Here is a 20,441-nt window from a genome sequence, read left to right as displayed (position 1 = left end):
CCGGGGCGCACGACATGAAAAAGGCGGGACCTTTCGGCCCCGCCCCTTCCAGTTCCCTTGCGGGAGGTCGTGCTGCTTAGCGCAGGACGATCTCGACGCGGCGGTTCTGCGGCTCACGCACGCCATCGGCGGTCGGGACCAGCGGACGGCTCTCGCCGAAGGCCTGGATCGACATTTGGCCGCGCGAGATGCCGCGGCGGGCGAGCTCGGCGGCAACCGCCTCGGCGCGGCGCTGCGACAGGCGCTGGTTGTACTGCGGCGTGCCCGAGCGGTCGGCATGGCCAGCCACTTCGATGCGCGTCGTGCCGGTGGAGTTCACCGCCTGGGCGGCCTCGGCGATGATCTGGCGGGCGCGGTCCGTCAGGTCAGCGCGATCGAAGTCGAAGAACACCAGGTAGGTGCGGGCCGGGGCCGGCTGAGCGGCAGGCGCCGGAGCGTAGGCGGCGACGGGCGCCGGGCGCGGCTGGCCGAAGGCGTAGCGAACGCCGAGCATCACGGAGTGGTTGTAGTTCTCGACCTCGGTGCGGGTGGCGGAGGCGACGCCGCCGGCCGGGGTGAAGCGGGAGGCGATCCGCGGCTCGGTCGTGCCGAGGAAACGGTACTCGGCCGTCAGGCTCAGGCCGGGCACGGCGGCGATCGGCAGGGCTGCGCCCGCAATGCCCTGATAGGCGAAGTTGCCGTCCGTCCCGAACAGGTCCAGCCGGGTGGCGCCAGCGCCCGCACCCTGGACGCGAACGCCCTGGTAGTTGGTCCAGACATAACCGGCGCCCGCGCCGAGATAGGGCTGCACGGGGAAGCCGGGGATGACGAAGTCGTAGAAGACGTTGCCCATCACGCCGTAGTTGAGCACGTGGCCGCCAGTGTTCAGCGGACGGCTCAGCCCGCCGAAGGCGGACGCACCGTCGACGTTGTTGCGGCGGAAGTTACCCTCGACCTCGGCGCGGAAGCCGTTGCCGAAGCCCCAGCCGATGCTGGCCAGGCCAACGAAGCCGGTGTCGAAGCGCAGTTCACCGCCGCGGCCGAGGCCGGCACGCGCCGCGGCGCTGCCCTGGTCGAGTTCGGAGTCCATCAGCCAGTTCGCACCGGCGCCGCCCGCGATGTAGAGGCCGGTCACCGGCTGGAACGGCGTCTGTGCTATGGCCGTGGCCGGCAGCGCGAGAATGGTGGCGCCCAGAAGGGCTTTGCGGAGCGACATCGATTTCCTGTCCTTCGTTGCACGGGACGCGCTTAGCGCGCCTTTATGAGATAGTTCAGGAACCAAATGCGGGACTACCAAGCTGGTTGTCACGGTTGCGCAGGGATGACCGTATTCAGAGCTGCTGTGGCAGTACAGCCACAGCGAGTAGAGTCGTAGGTTCGTACAACCTTCCTTATGTCACACCCGAACAGAGCACCTTGGGAGCGTGCTAACCGAAGATACCCAAGTTACTCGAAAGCCGAGACGCCCATTTCCAACGCCTGCTGAATGCGTTCGCGCGCAGCAAGGCGCACGCGGGTTGCTAAGCCGATGATATCACCAAGGGACGGCATGACGTGCTGCGTGGGCATTGTCAGCGCGGCAAGGCACCGTCCCGCGGCCTGAGCAGCGGCCAAACTGTGGGACAATTCGGCAAAGAGGACGGATCTGCGTGGATCCGCCTCCGCGGCGGCCAGTCTGAACAGGGCAACGCAGCGTTCCCAGCACGCCCTTGCCTGCTCGACCTCGCCGAGGCGCCACTCGAGCCAGCCCGCAAGCAGGAGCGACTTGCTGGCGGAATAGGCGAGTGTCCAGTAGCTGGCTCGAACGCGCGTACGTGCCAGCAGCTGTTGGAGCGTTAGCCGGGTTCCGTGCAGATCACCCAGTGCCGCCTGAAGGTGCCAACGCGTGGTGAGAAGGGAGATCTCCAGGTGCTCGGGGTTGCAGCGCGGATGCGAGCTGGGCCCTAGCGTGGCAAGCAGTTCGAACGCGGAACTGTTCACCTTGAGAGCGCGCAACATGTCCCTGGTATTGCCGACCTCAACAGCCTTGTAGGCCATGATGAGCGCGGCCCCGATGCTGTGTTCCGGGGCGCCAGTGAAGAAGCGGGAGATTTGCTCAGCGAGAAAGAAGCGGGTGCGGACATTGCCCCAGCGGCGAGTGTTGCTCTGGAACATCTCCACATAGGCGTCGTCATCGCACGGGAAGATGTTGGCCAGGCGGCGATCCAGGCCATTGGCAAAGGCGAGCAGGATGTCGGGGCTGGCGGAAACGAGGGAGAGCCCATGCAGGGCATGGGACGCCGGTGGCAGGGGGATGATGATACGGAAAGAGTCTTCCCGGTACGGCTTCATCGCCCTGGCAGAGAGGGCGAAGGGCGCGACGGGGTCGGTCGGGCGGTTCCAGACAACCCAGGCCACAGTCGACGGCAGCGCGAGATCCACGCCGCGCGCCCGTTCTTCGGCCATCAGGGTGAGGCGAAGGCGCGGACCATAGAGCTCTGCATCGACCAGCGTCAGAAGCATTTAGCCCAGGTCTCCGTCGTTCTCACCCGGAACTCCAGGAACTGTCGCCCTTTGGCATCCACGGCCTCATGTACAAAGGTGAGAGGCGACGTGGAAGATGGCAAGCCTGAGTTGGAAGGGCGCTGGCCTGCTACCACCCCAAGGGCACCGTAGCTACGGCGGGCAACTGCGCGCACCGTGATCCAGGCGGTATGGCGGCGACACACCGCGTCCTGCGTGCCCTTCCTCTGGCAGATCTGGTTTCCTGGCCAAGGAAATGGGGCTTGGTCCTCCTGTGCCCCCGGGGATTATTGCCGGCGGTAAATCATTCTCCCTCGTCTTTCGTGAAGTGGTTCCCTTCACGTAATCAGCCAGTCAGTCGTGAAAGATGTCAGCAGCGGTCTGCTCGGGAGGCCCGCTAACCACCGCCCCCCGGCTCTGAACAACCAGTCATGAGAACGGCCCCCTGCGCGAGGCGCAGGGGGCCGTTCCGGGCGGCGCTTAGGGCGAGGTTCAGGCCACGCCGATGAAGTCGCTGGCCTGGACGGTGTGAAGGCCGTTCAGCTGGATCATCATGTCGCGGTTGCCGTCGCCATCGAGGCCGATGTCGATATAGGTGTTGCCCTGGAACTGATGGACGAACACCTCGCCGGCCCCGGCCTTCTCGGGCGCGGTGCTGATGCCGCGGAACACGAAGCCCTGGATCCCGTCGGCGTCGGGATCGGTGTCGATGGCACTGAGGTCGATGAAGTCGTCATCGCTCCAGTCCGTGATGACGTCGCGCCCGGCGGTGGTGGTCAGGGAATCCGCGCCGCTGGTGAAGGCGAAGATGTCGCTGCCGGCACCACCGGTCAGCGTGTCACGGCCCGTGCCGCCGATCAGCGTGTCGTTGCCGGTGCCGCCGTTCAGCCGGTCGTTGCCGGCAAGACCGCTGATCACGTCATCACCCGCCGAGCCGGTCAGCGTGTCGTTCCCCGGCGTGCCCGTCGGCGTCGTGTCCACGGTCGCACCGACGAAGTCGGCAGCGTCGAGGGCGTGCAGCCCGTTCAGCTGGATCATGATGTCACGCGTGCCATCACCATCGACGCCGATGTTGATGAAGGTGTTGCCTTCGAACTGGTTGATGAAGATCTCGCCGGCCATCGCCTTGTCCGGCGTGGTGCTGGTACCGCGGAACACGAAGCCCTGGATGCCCGCGATGCTGGGGTCGGTGTCGATGGCACTGAGGTCGATGGTGTCGCCATCGCTCCAGTCCGTGATCACGTCGCGCCCGGCAGCGGTGGGCAGGGAGTCCGTGGCGCTGGTGAAGGCGAAGACGTCGTTGCCGGCGCCGCCGGTCATCACGTCACGGCCGGTGCCGCCGGTCAGCGTGTCGTTGCCGCTGCCGCCACTCAGCCGGTCATTGCCAGCGAACCCGCTGAGCTGGTCGTCGGCCGACGAGCCGGTCAGCGTGTCGTTGCCGGGCGTGCCGGTCAGGGTCTGGCTCGTCGCAATGCCAGAGAAGTCGCTCCCGTCGAGCGTGTGGAGCCCGGTGAGCTTGATCACCATGTCGCGGTTGCCGTCGCCATCGAGGCCGATGTCGATATAGGTGTTGCCCTGGAACTGATGGACGAACACCTCGCCGGCCCCGGCCTTCTCGGGCGTCGCGGTGATGCCGCGGAAGATGAAGCCCTGGATGCCCGCGAGAGTGGGATCGCCATCGAGGCCGCTGAGATCGATGCTGTCGCCCTCGGCCCAGTCGGTGATGGTGTCGCGACCCGCGAAGGCAGCCTGGGAATCCGTGGCGCTGGTGAAGACGAAGCGGTCGTTGCCGTCACCGCCGGTCAGCGTGTCCCGGCCCGCGCCACCCACGAGCACGTCATCGCCCGCATCACCGAGCAGGGTGTCGGCGCCCGTGCCGCCATTCAGCCTGTCATTGCCGATGCCGCCGTCCAGCGTGTCGTCGCCGGCGTCGCCGTTGAGGGTGTCATTCCCCGCGAGGCCGGACATGGTGTCGTTGCCGCCAAGGCCGCTCGCGACGTTGTCCTGCGCCGCCTGGAGAATGCCGAGGGAAACCTGCGGGTTCAAACCCAGGGTGACCTTGGCCTCCAGAACGCTGTCGCCTGTGTAGGTGTCGTCACCCTGCGTCGCGCCGCCACTGACGACGTCCACCCGGAGCGGTACGAGCGACCGGATACCAAGCACTTCGTTCCCGAAGGAGCCGTTCTCGCCAACGGTCAGATTAACAAGGGAGCCGCTCATTGGATTTTCCTCATGAGTTGGTTGTCCAAACCTACGGGTGGGTCTCACCCGCAAGAGTGAGTTGCACCGCCGTGGGGCAGTGCCCCCTTTGGTGAGACCGCGTGTGTCTTTTTGAGTTCAACAGTCCCTGCTCACGCGTCACCACACCATTAGTGGTTTAGTAATCTTTCGATTGCAACCATGAATTGTATTTCGGCCTTATAGTTGGATTTCCAAACAACTTGTGGTTGCAGTGCGAGATGCATTACTCTGTATAATTGTCAGACAATCATCTCGTCAGATTGGATAAAGAAGGTGCGTTGGTGCCCTGTAGCGGACAAATCTCATGGGTGGAGCAAAGCTGAAGTGAGCGCCGCAGCGCTCCTGCCCCGCATTCAGCCGTTGCTGATTGTCGGACCCAATTTGGGCAGAGCGATCCACCTCTGCCGCTCAGCTCTGACCGAAGCCACGTCGCTGACGCGCTCCAACACCGCGCTCTCAACCTCGGAGACCGGGATCGCAGCGATGCAACTGCAGGCCTGCCGGTAGAATGGCCCTGCCGTGCCCAGGAGTTCGCAGGGCGCACAATCGCCTGACAGGGCAAGGCAGATGCTGCGTGGGCCGAGTGGGCCGCGCGTGCGAACCTCAGTAGGGCCGAACAGTGCGACGAGAGGAATATCGAGGGCGTTCGCGACGTTCATCAAGCCGCTATCATTGCTGACGAAAGCGCCGCAATCCTGCATTGCCCGCGCCATCTGCTCGATCGAGCCGCCCGTGCGGTTGATCGTGCCTTCGACGTGCTCATCCTCGCTGCCGAAGGACGCGACTTTCAGCCCGGCCAGCTGGAGGCGACCGGCAAGTTCGGCAAAGTAGGGCCAGCGCTTTGCGGCCCACTTCCCTGATTTCGAGCCAGCATGAAACCCAACAAGGCCAGCCGAACCGGGGCGCTGCTTGATGCCAGCAATGAAATAGCGCGCGACATCTTCCGGTGCGTAGGGGACGCCCAGGAGCTCGCGCAGCGCCGCCAGGTTGAATTCGGTCTCATGCAGGTGGTGACCGGCGTGGAAGCTGTCCCAGTCGCGGGAGTGGACCACGCGCGAGGCACGAAATGGCGGCTGCAGGGCGCCGAAGCTGTTGGTGAGAAAGACCGTGTCATAGGCGCGGCGTACTGGAACGTCGTTGAGGGCGAAGACGTGCCGGATGTAGCGGGGGTCGGCTGGGATGGCCGTGGCGCTTCGAGAATCTCCGGCGACCACGACGTCGATGCGCTGGCCGAGATGCTCCGAGAGGCGACGGAGCATCGGAGTGGTGTGAATGATGTTCCCAAGGCCTGAGCCGACGCCCACGAGCACGGGCGTGAAAAGCCCCGAAAGCAACCCCGATAGCCGCGCCGGCTGATTGGCGAAGGGATGGCGGGCGGCGTTTTCCAGGGATGCTGCCGAGCGCGCGTCCCAGTAGCCGGGATCGGTGAAGAGGCGTCGCACCTCCTCGGCCCAGAGGTCCTCGTCCTCGGGAAGGCTGACGCCGCTCTCGTGCAGGAGAAGAGGAATGTTGCCGCGGTCGGAGCCGATGACGGGAATGCCGTGGCGTTGCGCCTCGAGAACGACGCGGGAGAAGGTTTCGACAAACCGGTAGCTCGGGGCAAGGACGACGCGCGCCGTGGCGTAAAGCGCGTCCATCTCGTCCTGTCGGCCAAGGATCGTGACGTTGACGACGCCGGATGCGTCAAGCAGGGCCTGGGCGACCTCACGCCCCGACTGGCTGGCAAGGGCGACGAAATGGACCTCCGGCACTTTGGGCGCGACCCGCAGCAGCATGTCAAAGCCCTTGTCGAACCGGCTGTTCGCGAGCAGCGCGACCTCCCGGCCCGTAGATGAAGGCAAGGGCGAGGCGCGATCGTCGGGGAGGGACGGAATCACGCCGACGCGGGCGCCGAAGCGGGTCTCCAAGATCTCGCGCGTGAACGCGGAATTTGCGTAGACCGCATCAGCATCCGTCAGGAGAAGCGGCATGTTCCGGCGGGTGGCGTAGCCCTCCGGGCAGTCCGGGTAGTAGCCGGGATGGGAGGTGGGGGGCTCGAAGATCTCGCGCCAGAAATGGACGCCGAAAATGATGCGGGTTTGAAGGTATCGTAACGTCGCAGCGACCTCGTGACCGAGCCCCGAGACGACATGAGCGATGCGGGCCCGCTCCGCAACGGCAAAGCGGAAGAGGGCAGCGGGGGTTGGCTGCAGGAATACGTAGCGCAGCCCGTCGATGGTGGCGACTTCGCCGGCGCGGCGGGACAGAAGGCCAACCACCACCGGCTCGTAGCCGAGATCCCGGTAAAGCCCGGCCATCTGCTCCAGGAACCGCTCCGCCCCACCAAATTTCTCGAAGCCGAAGGCAGAGATCAGGAGCACCGTCCCGCCATGGGCCTCGGCCTCACCGATGCGAGCGACCGGGGGGCCATGCGGGGCGTGAAGGTAGTGGTGCAGATTGGGGAACTCGGCCGCGCGAGCGAGGATCCCCGCCGGGTCTTTGGGGTCGGCGAGGTTGTACTCGGCAAGTTGGCGAAGGTAGTCCCGCCGCCAGAGGATGACGCCGCGTTTGCGCCCTCCCTCGATCAGCGCAATGGCACCGGCGCGGTCCGGTGCGGTGCGGATGGCTGCGGCTGCGACGTCAGGCCGGACCGGGTGGGCGGGATCGGCGATCCAGTCAGGAAGGTCGGCGAGAGGAGGGGCGACGCTTCCCACATCGTTAGCGCTCAATGCGGCCTCGGCCATTCGCCAAAGGAAAGTGGGCCCAGGCGGCGGGCGTCCTGCCACCGCTCGAGCACGCGGACGGTGAAACCGGCGGAATCGCTTTCGGGATCGGTGGCCAGGGCATCACGCGCTTCGACCAGTGCCTCCTCGATGCGGTCGAGGCGGACGAGCAGCCGGGCGCGTTCAAGCGCGAGGGCCACGAGGCCAGGCGAGCGACGTCGGGCCTCGTCGAGCGCGTCAAGTGCCTCCACGAACAGGCCCTTCTGCTGGAGGAGGGCGGCAATCTCCCGGTGCGGGCGGCCGTCCCTGCGCATGACGGCGGCCGCACGGGTCAGGAGTTGGATCGCATCGTCGATCAACTCGGGCTGCGGGCGGGAGGCGCCGAAGCTGCCGTTGCAGCACTTTGCGGTGCAGCGGCCAGTCTCAAAGAGGTAGCGCGCCTCGCGCGGGCGCCGCTCCAGGCAGCGGAGCAGCAGGGGGCGCGCCTCGTCGTTACGGCCCTGTCGCTGAAGCGCAACGCCGAGCAGGTAGTCCGACTCCTCTGTCTCGGCTGACACGATAAGGAGGCGGCGAAGGACCAGTTCGGCCTTTGCGGGGCTGCCGGTCTCGATCAGGGCGCGCGCGATCGCGATGGCAGCGGCCGGCTCGGCCAGGGCCTCCTCGGACCCCTCCGCGGCAAGGGCGAGGACGGTGGTCCAATCGCGGCCGGCCGCCGCCGCGCGAAGAGCCTCCGTGAGGGAGGGGGCAGAAGAAGTTCCGGCTGGTGCAGCAGGAGGAGGGTTTGTTGCCGGTTCCTCCGCCATGCGGGCGCTGACCGGGTTGGGGGCGTGCTGCCGCTCGATGGTCCGTGGATGGACGGCTTCCGGGGCGCCGCGGATGTCGCCGCAACGGTCAAAGGTGGCGGCAGCCGCGGCAGTGCGAATGATGACCCCGGCCTCCCGGAAGGTAAGATCCACGGCGAGATCCCGTGGAACTTCCGGCGCGCCAAGGCCAAGGCGGGTCTCCTTGCCCCACACACCGGCCGGACAATCATTGATCACCAGTTCCGGCGGCTGGAGGCGAACCTTCAGGTGCAGGAGGACGGTTCCGCCGGCGAGATAGTCTACGCTGTGCCCCCGCTCGACCGCTTCGCGCGAGAACAGAAAACGTACCTGGTCGGGATGCTGGGGGCCAGTGACGTGCTCCACATCCATGGAAGGCAACTCCAGGGCGGCGAGGGCGCCGCCGTAGCAAGGAAAGAGATCTCAAGAGGGCCATTATTATAAGGCGACAGCCCGCGACGCTATGGGATGCCGTTCCATTCCACAACGTTGGGTTGCATTGATTGATTGACGATGACGGGCGGTTGTCTCATCTTGTCTTTCAGCAGGTAGGCACGGTCCGGTAGCGGGCACGGTGCCGGTTCTGCCGCCACGTTGATCAGGAGGATCGATTGGAACGCGAGGTGATGGTCGCCATCTCCGTGGGCGAACTGGTCGACAAGATCACAATCCTCGAGATCAAGCAGCAGCAGATCTCAGATCCGGTCAAGCAGCGGAACATACGTGCGGAACTGCAGGCGCTGCGGCCCGTGTTCCTGCAGCTGAGCGCGGCGGCGCCGGACGGAACGGATGCGCTGATCGATCGCCTGAGAGTAACAAACCGGACACTCTGGTGGATTGAGGATGAGCTTCGGTCGCTGGAGCAGGACCAGAATTTCGGAACGGAATTCATTCGGCTTGCGCGGGCTGTGTACATCAACAACGATGAACGTGCGGCGCTGAAGAAGCGGCTGAACCTTCTGTTCGGGTCTCGCCTCGTCGAGGAAAAGTCCTACCACACGGCCTGACGCCGCCGTCAGCCCCTCAGGCGGAAGCTGGCCATCAGCGTGCTGCCAAGGGTTTGACGGAGGTCGACGGTCAGCTCGATCGTATCCTGCGTCAGACTTGCGGCCATCCGCTTGTCGCAAGACAGAACGGCCCCAGCAGTGGCCCTGACCGTGAGTGCCAGGGGCGCAGCGAGTTTGTGGGTGGGGTCGCAGACACCAAGCCGGAGCATGCCGGTGCTTCGGCGCATGATGACCGCGCAAGGTGCGCTGGCCGAAAACGGGCCAGCGGTGGTGGTGGAGCGCCAGGCGGGAACGCGCCAGATCGCGGCGGCCGTCACCTGCGCGACGGCGTGCTCGGCCACATGCGCCTGTCCGCTGGCTTCCAGGATCCGGAATCCGTCGTCAGCGCGGGCCCGGTTAGCGGTCCGCTCGGCAGATGCCCCGGGCAGGAGAATGTAGGCGTAGGACGCGTCGTCGGGATCCGCGCCATGATCGATCCAGGCAGTGCAGTACTCGCGCTCAAGCTGTGTGTCCGGGGCCGCGGGGTCGCGGGTCTCGTTCCGCCAGCTTCCTGTGCGCCGCTCGCGTAACACGTGCAGGGCAGGGGCGCCTGGGAGGAAATAGCCTCCCGTTCCCGCCAGATGGATCCAATCGACGCCTTCGTGGAGCATGGCCGGGCCGGCTTCGATCCGAGCAATGCGGCCATCGGCCTGGCCGATCACGCAGGAGATGTCCGGGCGGACGATCTGGTTCGCGATGATCGTCTCCACAGTACTTCCCATGCGGCCCTTGATGGAGGAGCCAAGGGCAAGGATCTCGCTCCCGACCATCAGCCAGCTCTTCCGGGCGGCGAGGCGGCCGTCCTCGGCATAGAGATGCATGGCGGCGAAGCCGACATCCTCGAGCGCGGCACCGCCGACCCAGGAGGAGCCGCGGCGGGCAGCCTTCGGCCCCGTGCCGTCCGCCCAGGTGCTGACGGTGGTGCCCGGCAGCCGGTGCGCATCGATGGTTGGGGCGAGGTTCTCTTCCGCCGGTTCGGTCGGAGGGCCGTAAAGGTGGGTCTGACCATAGGCGGAGAACCAGCCGCGCAAGTTCTCGCCATTGATGGATTCAAAATTGGCAGTGCGCATGGAGTGCATCGCGAGGCCGAACGAGAAGCCGGGCCCGCGGTGCACAACGCGATCCATGCAAGGGTACTGAACGTGCTGACTCACGGGATGGGCCGTAGGCCTCCCCCGCATCGCAGAGACGGCGAGCGCTGCGGTGCCCGGGGTGATCTGGTGGGCAAGGCGGGATGGATCGTGGCGGATGACGTTCTCGACGCCACCATCCGTGATCCACCGACAGGCGAACGCGCGGAGGAGGCGGGCCTGGGCCGGTGGTGCGGCTTGGGCAAGCCACAGCGCGGTGGCGATCAGGCCGCGCCCGGCGACAGTGGCTGTGACAAGGGGGCGGGAAGCTTCCCGTCCGCGCACCATGTCCATGATGCCGGAACCGTGCACCAGGGGCGCGAAGCCTGAGGTGAGGGCGCGGCGAAGGCTGGACCAGGCGCCTTCAGGAATACGCCAGGAGCCTTCATCGAGCAGGTGAATGATCTCGGCCGAGTGCCTCAGGTAGTCGATGCCATAGCCGCCGCTGTAGGCGAAGCTGCGATGCTGGATGAAGGATCCGTCGCGATAGAGGCCGTCTCCGGTGGTGACATAGCGAAGGGCCGGGTACAGGGCGAGGCGGGCACGGCGGAGATGGCCGGCGTCGCTCGCCAGGATGGCGCAGCGAACAGCGACCGCGCAGCACCAGACCCGATTGGCGGCCGTGGAGACGGCGTGGCCGTTCAGGATGCGAGGATCGGGAGCGAAGTGGCGGCAGGCCGCGACGAGACGCGCGGAGAGGTCCTTCTCCAGATCTTCACCCAGGAGGAGGGCGGCATCCAGCAGGTGAAGGGGAATGCCGATCTCCCAGTGCCACCAGTTGCCGGTCTTCTCCCGGCCGGCTGCGTAGGGACCGTCCAGCAGGGAGCGCATCGTCTCCTCGGCTCGGGCCAGCAACTGATCCTGGCCGAAGAAGCGCGAGCGCGGCCAGCGCAGCGCGATGGCCAGCAGGCGGAGGCGCTGGGCCGTCTGAGCGATAGCCGCGGGCTCTTCCGCTGGACTGTCCCGGGTATCTCCAACGATCGCGCTGACATGGGCGTCCAGCCCTGCAACCAGCCCGTCGATCGCCGGATGCGTCGGGGCGGGCTCCCGGCCGAGGATCATGGCGACGAAGCGATCGCGAAGCAGCGGAAACCGAGGATCGTCAGGCACCGGCTCCGGCCGGAGACGGGCGATCATCACACCCTCAGGGTGTTAGGAACCGAGCCAGGGGGGCCGCCCATTCCGGGCGGCGTTCCGCCCGGTCCCGAGCCATCAGCGCTGCGCCAGGGCTGCACCGATGGCGTTCCGGAGCTGGGTCAGCATATCCACAGCGCCGTCGCGCAGCCGCTCCACCCAAGCAGGATCTATCGGCTCCGGGAACGGCTTGAAGCGGTCCACCAACTCGGGGGAATCGAAGCGGCAGAGAAGGTCGTTCCGGTCCATGCGCCGCATGAAGTTGCGGTTCTTGCTCGTCGGAACGAGCACCATGGAAGGCACGCCGTACATGGTGGCGACGACGCTTCCGTGAAACTTCATGCTGGCCTGGGCGGAGCACTCGCCGATGGCGCGGCTGAGGTCGTCGAGACTCTCGCTGTACACAACTTCCTTGCCGGGGATGGGCACGCGCTCGGCGTTCACCACATCGACCTGGCCGACCCGGCCGGTTCCAAGAATGATGTGACGGACCTTCCAGCCCTGCGAGATCGCGTAATTACCAAGCTCGACGAGCTTCGAGTAATCGTCGTCCTGGTCATGGCCGGGACGGTGACGCGTAACGATGCCAAGGATCGGCGTCCCCGGCTTCTGCACAGCGGGAAGCGTGAGGCCGCATACGAGATCCGGTGACTCGATGATCTCGACTTTCGGGTCGATTTTCGACCGGATCCAATTGGCCGATTGGCCATCGCGCACATTCAGAAAACGGATGTTCTCGTGCTGAAAGAAATTCCGGTGGCGCGCGATGATATGCGGCTTCTCGACCTGGTTCGCGGTGCCCTGCGCACGGATCGGCACGCCAAGGCCGGCGAGGAAAACCGGCTTCTGCAGGTAGACGGAGTTGAAATAACGGGAGTCGATGGACCAGGGGAGGACGAGATCGCCTCCTCCGATGAGGATGGCGTCCACCTCCTGAATCCGCTCCTCGACAGGGACGGAGAAGTAGGGCTTGTCCAGCGTATCGGGCAGCACCTGCAGCCGGAATTCCGTGCCGAGATGTTCCTTGAACACTTCGAGGAACAGCTCGTCGCCGTAATTGCCGTAGCCGAAAAAGCCGCCCAGCCCGATGACTGGACGGGTGTCGCCATCGGTGTCTCCGGCATTCAGGTACTTCGCCATGCTCGACAATCTCTCGACCTAGCTAGCGGTGAGCGGGAGTTGTGAAGCCTGATAGCGTCTGGGCCGAGTCACCAGGCACCGCAGCACGCCCGAAAGCCCCCGACTACCGCAGGTGATGGCTCTCGCTAACCTTTCAAAGCCGTTTTGTCCATGACGCCGCCACCCGGCCCCTTGATGCAGTGGGTCTGCTTCGCCGGACGGTTCGGGTTTGCTGTGCCAGCTCTGCCCTTGGGGCGTGGTTTGGTTTCGTTCCCTGAGCTGCTGGCCCGGCCGGAGTATTCGTCGCTTTCAGTAGGACTGGCCGCGGGAATCGTGTTGCAATGCAACCCGACGTCATTCGCGCGCCAGGGTGCCTGTTCCAGCGGAGAAGCCTCCATGTCTGTCGCAGCCCAGGTGAGCCTGAGGGCACTGAACGGCTTCGGGCTCGGCGCGGCACCCGGTGAGCACCGCGCCGTGGCGGCGGACCCGCGCGGCTGGGTACTGTCGACCCTGGCGGACGGCTCGGGCCAGCCCGCGCCGGGGCTCGCGCTCACATCGGAACAGGCGGTCGGTCACTTCACCCGCTGGCAGGCAGTCCGCCGCGGGCGCGCTCGGGCGATTGCCGCCGGCGCGACATCGGCGCAGATCGCAGACCAGGTTGCTCGGCCGAGCTTCGCCGATGTCGTCGAGCAGGCATTCAAGGCGCGGCTCGACGTGGCTACCACAACCGGGGCCCATCTGCGCGAACGGCTGTCCCTGTTCTGGATGGACCATTTCACCGTCAGCAGCGGCGGTGCCGTGGGGTTCTTCATCGGGCTGATGGATCAGGAAGCGATTCGTCCGCACATGTTGGGGATGTTCGGTGACCTTTTAAGGTCGGCCGTTCTGCACCCGGCGATGTTGTTCTACCTCGACAACCGAAACTCGGTCGGGCCTGGTTCTGCGCTCGGGGTTCGGTCGCGCGGGCGGCGCGGCCTGAACGAAAACCTTGGGCGAGAGCTTCTGGAGCTTCACACAATCGGGGTGGACGGAGGCTATGGCCAGGCCGACGTTGTTGCGATGGCCAAGGTGCTCTCAGGCTGGAGCATGGAGGTGGCGAACGGGGCTGCCGGTCCACGGGTGGGCTTCTTTGCTGACCGGCACGAGCCTGGTCCGCAAACCGTGCTGGGCAAGACCTATGCCCAGGAGGGGCCGGATCAGGCGCTGGCAGTGTTGGACGACCTCGCGCGCCATCCAGCAACGGCGCGGCATGTCTCGCGCCGCATGGTACGCCACTTCGTGGGCCATGGTCTGCCAGGGCTCGAGGAGCGCGTGGCCGGGGTGTTTCTCCGAAGCGGCGGCGACCTGGACGCGGTGACGCGGGCGCTGGTGACGGATGCGGAGGCCTGGGGTGCGCCGCGCAAAGTTCGCTCTCCCGTTGAACTCGTCTTTGCGACCGCGCGATTGCTGGGCGGCCTACCGCCACAGCCGCAGGTGCTGCGGGCGCTGCAGACCATGGGGCAGCCATTCTGGGCGGCACCTTCCCCCAAGGGCTGGCCAGCGGAGGACGAGGCCTGGGCAGCACCGGATTCGATCAAGACGCGCCTTGACTGGGCTTCCGAACTGACGGCCCGGCTGCCGGCGACGACCGATGCGCGGGCCCTGCTTGAGGCGGCCCTCGGCGCGGCGGCGAGCCCAGAGACGCGCCGAACGGTGGAGCGGGCGGCCGACGGGCGGCAAGCGCTTTCCTTGCTTCTTCTCTCGCCGGAATTCCAGAGGCGGTAGAAAGCGCGTGTGATGAGCCAGCGAGCACGTGATTGCCGATGGACCGGGCCTCGCGCTTGGTGGTCAACGAGGGCCGCACCAGCCCAGCACCGGAAGCCGTGCCGGTCCGAATGTTAGCATGCGCCAACTCCCGGACTGTCCAAGCCAACGACTTCTGCCGTATTGCCCGGCGGCACTGCATGTCGGTCCGATGCGACAGGCATGACCAACAAGGCCCCGGTAATCGCTCGGGGAAGGGGCGGCTTATGACCATCGGCCAACGGAGTATTTTGCTGTCTCCTTCTCGGGACTTTGCCAGAATTATTTGCAGGATCCTGGCCGGCCGTATCCGCAACGGCTCCGAACAGGTTATTCGACAGAACGAAACATGAGGTCTGAACCAGAGATGAAGCCGAAGGTTCTATTTGTTCAGTGCTTCGTGACGAACCGCGAGACGGCGCCGCGTGAGCAGGCCTTCGCCCGGGTTCTGCGGGATCTGGGATACCCGCTGAGCATGTTCACGATGACCCGCGGAAAGCCTGATACGCGGACGGTCGATGACATCCTGATGCAAACCTTCCGAGTGGATGACCGGACGGCCCCGAAGCACATGCAGTTCTCCTCGGATCTCGTCGAGGCAGCGCGAGAGTATGCGCCGGATGTTGTCGTCTTCAAGAATATCGGCTTCGCGATTATCGACCAGTTGGCTGCCGTGCTTCCGCCAACCGTCGTCTACGGAACCATTCTCGGCGGCGGTCTGAAGTCGAAGCAGATCAACCTGATGGATATGTTCTTCGTTGAGTACAAGGCGCAGATCGGGCTGCTCGAGGATCGGCCGAAGCTGAAGGAGCCGCTGCTTCAGCTGATGCCCAAGCTGGTTTTCTGGTCGTTGATCGAGAAGGTCGGGCGGCCGGAGCGCATCTACGATGTCTGTGTCGTTGGCTCCTTTAATCCGCGGAAGAACCAGAAGGCGCTCATTCCGCTTTTCGACGATGTTTCCATCGCCTTTGCAGGGAACGGCTCCACGCTCGAGGAAATCCAAGCCGCGGCGGCAGGGCGGCCCAATGTTCACTTCCTCGGGCGAGTTGCCCACGAGGACGTCTTCCCCGTCATGTGCCAGTCGAAGCTCCTGGTTCATCCATCCTTCTGGGAAGGTGTCCCTCGGGTCTCGGCGGAGGCCTTCGCTTGCGGAACACCGATGGTCGCTTTGCGGAGCACGCTGGGGAAGGCCTATGCGAACGAGTCCTTTGTCCAGCTCGTCGATGATGATTCGGAGATCAGGGATGCGGTGCTCGCCATCCTGAACGACCCCGCCCGGCTGGCCGAGATGTCCAGAGCAGCGCGGGAATACGCCGAGACAGTCCACGGGCCGAACCGGATCCAGGAAATGGGAACTCTCTTTGACGAGTTCGTGGCGAAGCGAATCCCATGGAAGCAGCGCGTGGTGGCGCGGCGCGAGAGGAAGAAGGCGTTGTCCCAGCAGGCAGCGCTCGTACACGAATGAGAGGAAGGCCGGGTGCAGGGGCGGGTCACGCAATGCGACAGCACGGTACGGCCGTGATCCCCGACCAAGTGACCTGTCTCACCGGTGACGTTTGGCCGACGCTAACACGTAAGGCCAGAGACTGTCCGCGGATTTTGAGATCGGCCTGCCCATCCAAACGGCATCTTGGTCCGGCTCCTTGTCCAGACTCCATCCGTGCACCGTGTTGTCGCGGCTAAGTGTCTCAGGTTAATTTGCACTGGCGGCATCTCCGGTGAGCACGATGAATACGGCTACCGCTTCCATCCTCGACTCAGAGGCACTGCCCGACGACATCGTCACCATCTTCGAGCTCGTCCTGAACCGGAAGCTTTCGAAGGAGGCGGACATTGCCTTCCATGCGGGCCGGACGATCCGGCACGTTCTGTTGCACGTTTCCAGATCCGCCGAGTTCCGCCGCGAAATCCTGCCACAGCTGGCCGAGAGGGACACGAACTCCAAGCTTGGTCGCGAGACGTTCAAACCCGGTGTGACGTCCTGGCTGAACCGCGTGCTGCCCGGAGGCAAGTGGGAGCGAACCGAGACGAAGCTGGACACGCTTCTTAAGGTCGCGGCGCTTGTTCCGTTGCCGGTCGCGGCTGGCTTTGCGCCGGTGCCTACCGCTCAGGCTTCGGCCCATTCTATGCCCATGCCGCCGCTGAGGAAGCCTGCCCCGACATCAATTGCCCCTGCACCGCCAAAGGCCGGCCCAGTGCGGGTTGCTCCGACAGCCGTGTCATCGCCAGCTGCTTCTGAAGAGCAGGCCCGGGCCGCCGCGCCCACCCAGGATAAGCGCGCGACCGCGGTGGACCGGAATATGATCCGGCGCATGATCTGCGGAGAGACGGGCCAGGTCTCCGCCACTTCGGGTGAGGATGCGGTATTCTTCGCGCGTTCGCTCATCCTTGAGACAGGTGCGGATGTATTTCGCGCCCTTTCCGAAGGACGGCCGGTGCCGCAGGAGGCAGTGTTCGGCGAGCAGGTTCCGCCTGATCTTCAGGTGCTTGCCAGAAGCCTGTTCAGCCGGACGAAGCAAGTGGCGCGGACCGTAGTGCCGGAAAGCTGGGGGCGCTTCCTGCTCGGCCTTGTCTCGGGCAGCGATTCCGACCTCAATCTCGACGACCCTGCCTTCGCATCGCATGGACGCGTGGCGGAAACGCAGAAGCGTCTCGTCGAATTGAAACTGCTACGGCAGCAAGCAACCGAGACGGTCGGAAGAGCGGACCCCTTCGTTAAACATCCGATGTTCACCGCGCCAGTGTCGGTCACCGGCATCGAGACCCTCTTCCGTTTCATCCTGGGTCGGGCACCCACAAAGCAGGACGATCTGAACGCCGCGGTGGCGGATGGCTACCTGGCCTGCATGAAGCGGTTCTTCCTGTCTCCCGAGTTCGAGCGGGAGGTCTTGACTCCTCTCTGGGCCGGTAAGTCGCTCCGCCACGTGACCAACGCAGCGCTGGGCGAGGAGAGTCTGCAGCTTCTCACCGCGATGTTCGGGCGGCCCGGTAGCGGACCGGTCAGCTGGCCAGGCGACCTGATCCGTTATGCGCTCGATCCCCGGATTGTGGAGGCTGCTCTCGGGCCGGTGGCCGATGGGGAGCCGGACCCCCGGCAGGCGCAGGTCCATGCAAGCCTGAGAGCCCTGGCGGAGCTGGCCAGTCATCATCCGGGTTGGAGGTCGCCCTTCACTGTCGAGGCCAGGGAAGGCCGGCGGTATCGCGTGCGCCTGGAGCGGGCGGAGGCCCGCGGCCCGATGAGGGGAACGCTGGACTTGGGGGCACTCTCGCCCGCCGATCCCCCGCCAGAGATCCTGTTCACTGGTGAGCCGCCGCAGGCGACGTTCACGATCCCGGTGATACAGAACGACGGCTTCGCCTATGCAGGAACGATCACCGTGGCCGGGTTCGGCGAGGAGCCGGTACGGCTGCCGATCGCTGGCCGCGTTACCAGGGAGACCGTGCAGGACGTCCTGAAGAAGCAGTCGCCCGAGGTGGGGAGAAGTCACTTCCTTGCCGCGCGCGGCCGTAACCGGGAGTCTCAGAACCTTCTTCGCCGCATTCTTGCGGATGTGCCGGTGCTGGTGGACGGGTGGTGCCTCCTTGCGGAGCTGCATGCCGTATCGGGGCGCTTTGCAGAGGCTGCCGCGATCGTGGGGCGGTGCGACCGCTATGTGCCGGACAGCCCGAAGGCGGCCGAATTGGCCGGGCGCATCGCACTCGCGCAGGGGGATGTGGCACAGGCGTCTGAGCACCTTGCGAAGCTGGCCAAAGGCCAGGATCTCTCGCCCGCGGTCCGGCTGCTGGAGGCCGCAGCCGCGTGGCGGCCGGACAAGCCGCTTCCGGCGCTCGCCGGGGTGAACCCCTGGGTGCAGGAACAGCTCTTTCGTCTCCTGCATGATCGCGGGCGGCCCGTTGGCTTTCTTCTGACGGCGCTCAGCAACGCCAGGGCGGGCGCCGAAGGTGGGCAGCAGATGCGCCTCGCGATCGAGGTGCTCGCACTCGCCTTCATTCCGGCTGACCAGCTGATGGAAGTGGTACGGGAGTGCGACCGGCAGGGGATGAACATCGTCGCGCTGGCAGCGGAGATGTCGAAGCGAAACGCGCTCTTCCTGCTGTTGCCAGGCCTGATCGCACTTCCACCGTCGCGCTTCCAGGACGAGACGATGCTGCTGGCCGTGGCGAGGACGGCCGACCATCTGAGCGACCATGTGACCGCGCTGCGGTTCGCCGAGGCTGCGATCGAGCGCAAGCCGGATGACTTCGACGCCCTGAACCTGGCAGCGAACATGCAGCGCCGGCTTCGGCGACTTGATCCTGCGATCGCGCTGATGGAGCGGGCGCTCGCACTCAAGCCAGAGGATGCGAAGCTGCGCGAACGCTTGATGGCCGCCGAGTTGGACGCGATCAAGCAGAACCCCCTGCGCCCGAAGGCCCGCGCGACCGAGTTGCTCGATTGGCTGATGAACCTGCGGCAGAAAGCCCTGTTCGAGGCGCCGGCATCAGTGGAGGTGCGGTTCGACTATGCCCGGGCGGCGGTGATGAAGGGCATGCTCGACGAGGCGTCGATCATCCTCGAGCAACTCACCAAGGAGCGGCCGGACTGGCGCGAGCCAAAGGCGTTGCTGGTACGGATTGCGCAGCTGCGGGGCGACGAGGAGGGCGTGCTCCGCTGGTTCGGCACGATGTCCGAGGCGGAGAAGGATGCGCGCCTCATCGTGGCGGCCCTGAAGTCCATGCGGGCCGTCGGGCAGTTCGAGGATGCGGAGGCACTTCTTCTTCGGTACGCGGATATCGAGGATATGGAGCTTCGCCGCGAGTCCGTGCGCAGCCTCTTCTTCGTCGGGGAGTTCGAGCGGGCAACGGCGCTGGGAGAGCGGTATCTAAAGCTCTATCCCCGTGACCTGGAACTGCGGCTGCTGATGGCTGCGGCACACCAGGAACTCGGCCGGCACGAGACGGCGTTCTTCCATGTTTCCTGGGTGTACATGAACGGCGGGCTGGAGGCGTTCCCGCTCGAGATGCCGCTCTTCCTCTATTCGGTCGCGCACAAGACGGGCGATACGAGCATGGGGCTATCGCATCTCGACCCGATGTTTGGGCGAGTGGGCGCGCAGTCCGTGCGGATCGATCGCCGCTATGGGCATGATCCGTTCGACTCCTTGATGGGCACCGGGATCTATCCCGTCGGGGAGGATGTGCCGCAGCCGGTTTTTGATGGCCCGAAGGTGTCGGTGATCATGACGTCCTACAACGTCACCCGTTACCTTCCCACGGCGGTGCGCTCGATCCTGCAGCAGAGTTATCGCAACCTGGAGCTGATCATCGTCGATGACGCCAGCACGGATGCAACCCCCGACCTGCTGATGGAAATTGAGCGTTCCGACCCGCGGGTGAAGGTCATCCTGAAATCCACCAACGACGGAACCTATGTGAGCAAGAACCTTGGGATACTGCAGTCCCAGGGCGAGATCATCGCGCTGCAGGATTCCGATGACTGGTCCCATCCGGACCGGATTGCCTGCAGCGTGGGAGTGCTGATGCGGCATCCGGAGGTCATGGGCCTGACGACCGACTGGCTCCGCATGACCACGGATGGTGACATCGTCATCAAGGCGGGCGGGCAGATCTCGCACCGTTGCTGCATCTCGCTGGTATTCCGGCGGGCACCCGTGATGGACCGGCTGGGATTCTTCGACAGCGTGCGGATCGCAGCCGACCTGGAGTTCATACAGCGTATGGGCCTCGTTTTCGGCGAGAACGCTGTACCCAGGCTGCGCTGGCCGCTGCTCTTCGGGCGGGCGCGCTCCGACTCCCTGACCGCGAGCGAGGAGTTCGGTGTGTCCCGCACCGGCTTCACCGAGCCTCGACAGGTGTATCACCGCCACTCCGAGGAGTTCCACGCCCGGATCGTTGCGGGAGGGCCGGCCTATCTGCCGTTCCCGCAGCTGGAGCGCGAGTTTAAGGCTCCGGCCATCATCCTTCCGTCGAAGGGGAACGACTGAG

Annotated in this window: 11 protein-coding genes; 4 read left to right on the top strand and 7 right to left on the bottom strand. The window is 65.4% G+C overall.

What is annotated here, in order from left to right; translation table 11 throughout:
• Positions 1 to 76 precede the first annotated feature (76 nt).
• The 5 genes from ACVBD7_RS18525 to ACVBD7_RS18505 form a co-directional block, all read right to left on the bottom strand.
• Positions 77 to 1,195 carry an OmpA family protein gene (locus tag ACVBD7_RS18525; protein WP_458094718.1) on the bottom strand — a complete coding sequence of 373 codons (1,119 nt, stop codon included), beginning with the start codon at positions 1,193 to 1,195 and terminating at the stop codon, positions 77 to 79.
• A 230-nt stretch (positions 1,196 to 1,425) separates the two neighbouring features.
• A complete protein-coding gene (locus ACVBD7_RS18520) occupies positions 1,426 to 2,481 on the bottom strand; it encodes a hypothetical protein (protein ID WP_458094717.1) in 1,056 nt (351 codons plus the stop codon).
• 492 nt (positions 2,482 to 2,973) lie between these two features.
• Positions 2,974 to 4,701 carry a hypothetical protein gene (locus tag ACVBD7_RS18515; RefSeq protein WP_458094716.1) on the bottom strand — a complete coding sequence of 576 codons (1,728 nt, stop codon included), beginning with the start codon at positions 4,699 to 4,701 and terminating at the stop codon, positions 2,974 to 2,976.
• Positions 4,702 to 5,075: 374 nt separating this feature from the next.
• The gene (locus tag ACVBD7_RS18510; RefSeq protein ID WP_458094715.1) at positions 5,076 to 7,430 is read right to left on the bottom strand and encodes a glycosyltransferase family 9 protein; all 2,355 of its coding nucleotides are present in this window, start codon (positions 7,428 to 7,430) and stop codon (positions 5,076 to 5,078) included.
• Complete coding sequence (locus ACVBD7_RS18505) at positions 7,427 to 8,617, bottom strand: tetratricopeptide repeat protein (RefSeq protein ID WP_458094714.1); 1,191 nt, start codon at positions 8,615 to 8,617, stop codon at positions 7,427 to 7,429. Before ACVBD7_RS18505 ends, ACVBD7_RS18510 begins: the two co-directional genes overlap by 4 nt.
• A gap of 239 nt (positions 8,618 to 8,856) precedes the next feature.
• Here ACVBD7_RS18505 and ACVBD7_RS18500 point away from each other — a divergent pair, with 239 nt between their 5' ends.
• Complete coding sequence (locus tag ACVBD7_RS18500; RefSeq protein WP_458094713.1) at positions 8,857 to 9,252, top strand: DUF6165 family protein; 396 nt, start codon at positions 8,857 to 8,859, stop codon at positions 9,250 to 9,252.
• 8 nt (positions 9,253 to 9,260) lie between these two features.
• On the opposite strand, the gene ACVBD7_RS18495 is transcribed toward ACVBD7_RS18500, so the two are convergent.
• Positions 9,261 to 11,558: a polysaccharide lyase 8 family protein gene (locus tag ACVBD7_RS18495; protein ID WP_458094712.1), complete on the bottom strand. Its 2,298-nt coding sequence runs from the start codon at positions 11,556 to 11,558 to the stop codon at positions 9,261 to 9,263.
• Between the two features lie 75 nt (positions 11,559 to 11,633).
• Complete coding sequence (locus ACVBD7_RS18490) at positions 11,634 to 12,695, bottom strand: polysaccharide pyruvyl transferase family protein (RefSeq protein ID WP_458094711.1); 1,062 nt, start codon at positions 12,693 to 12,695, stop codon at positions 11,634 to 11,636.
• 150 nt (positions 12,696 to 12,845) lie between these two features.
• Between ACVBD7_RS18490 and ACVBD7_RS18485 the strand changes: the two genes are divergently transcribed.
• The 3 genes from ACVBD7_RS18485 (at position 12,846) to ACVBD7_RS18475 (ending at position 20,440) form a co-directional block, all read left to right on the top strand.
• The gene (locus ACVBD7_RS18485; RefSeq protein ID WP_458094710.1) at positions 12,846 to 14,438 is read left to right on the top strand and encodes a DUF1800 domain-containing protein; all 1,593 of its coding nucleotides are present in this window, start codon (positions 12,846 to 12,848) and stop codon (positions 14,436 to 14,438) included.
• Between the two features lie 385 nt (positions 14,439 to 14,823).
• The gene (locus tag ACVBD7_RS18480) at positions 14,824 to 15,921 is read left to right on the top strand and encodes a glycosyltransferase family 4 protein (protein WP_458094709.1); all 1,098 of its coding nucleotides are present in this window, start codon (positions 14,824 to 14,826) and stop codon (positions 15,919 to 15,921) included.
• Between the two features lie 262 nt (positions 15,922 to 16,183).
• The gene (locus ACVBD7_RS18475; protein WP_458094708.1) at positions 16,184 to 20,440 is read left to right on the top strand and encodes a glycosyltransferase; all 4,257 of its coding nucleotides are present in this window, start codon (positions 16,184 to 16,186) and stop codon (positions 20,438 to 20,440) included.
• Position 20,441: the final 1 nt, after the last annotated feature.

This window comes from Roseomonas sp. WA12, from assembly GCF_054165765.1.
Note: the sequence above shows the minus strand (reverse complement) of the source record. Positions and strands in the feature narration are given on the sequence as shown.

Excerpts from the sequence above, each read along its gene's own strand:
- ACVBD7_RS18525 (WP_458094718.1), bottom strand. The coding sequence starts at position 1,195 with ATGTCGCTCCGCAAAGCCCTTCTGGGCGCCACCATTCTCGCGCTGCCG.
- ACVBD7_RS18520 (WP_458094717.1), bottom strand. The coding sequence starts at position 2,481 with ATGCTTCTGACGCTGGTCGATGCAGAGCTCTATGGTCCGCGCCTTCGC.
- ACVBD7_RS18515 (WP_458094716.1), bottom strand. The coding sequence starts at position 4,701 with ATGAGCGGCTCCCTTGTTAATCTGACCGTTGGCGAGAACGGCTCCTTC.
- ACVBD7_RS18505 (WP_458094714.1), bottom strand. The coding sequence starts at position 8,617 with ATGGATGTGGAGCACGTCACTGGCCCCCAGCATCCCGACCAGGTACGT.
- ACVBD7_RS18495 (WP_458094712.1), bottom strand. The coding sequence starts at position 11,558 with ATGATCGCCCGTCTCCGGCCGGAGCCGGTGCCTGACGATCCTCGGTTT.
- ACVBD7_RS18490 (WP_458094711.1), bottom strand. The coding sequence starts at position 12,695 with ATGGCGAAGTACCTGAATGCCGGAGACACCGATGGCGACACCCGTCCA.
- ACVBD7_RS18485 (WP_458094710.1), top strand. The coding sequence starts at position 12,846 with ATGACGCCGCCACCCGGCCCCTTGATGCAGTGGGTCTGCTTCGCCGGA.
- ACVBD7_RS18480 (WP_458094709.1), top strand. The coding sequence starts at position 14,824 with ATGAAGCCGAAGGTTCTATTTGTTCAGTGCTTCGTGACGAACCGCGAG.
- ACVBD7_RS18475 (WP_458094708.1), top strand. The coding sequence starts at position 16,184 with ATGAATACGGCTACCGCTTCCATCCTCGACTCAGAGGCACTGCCCGAC.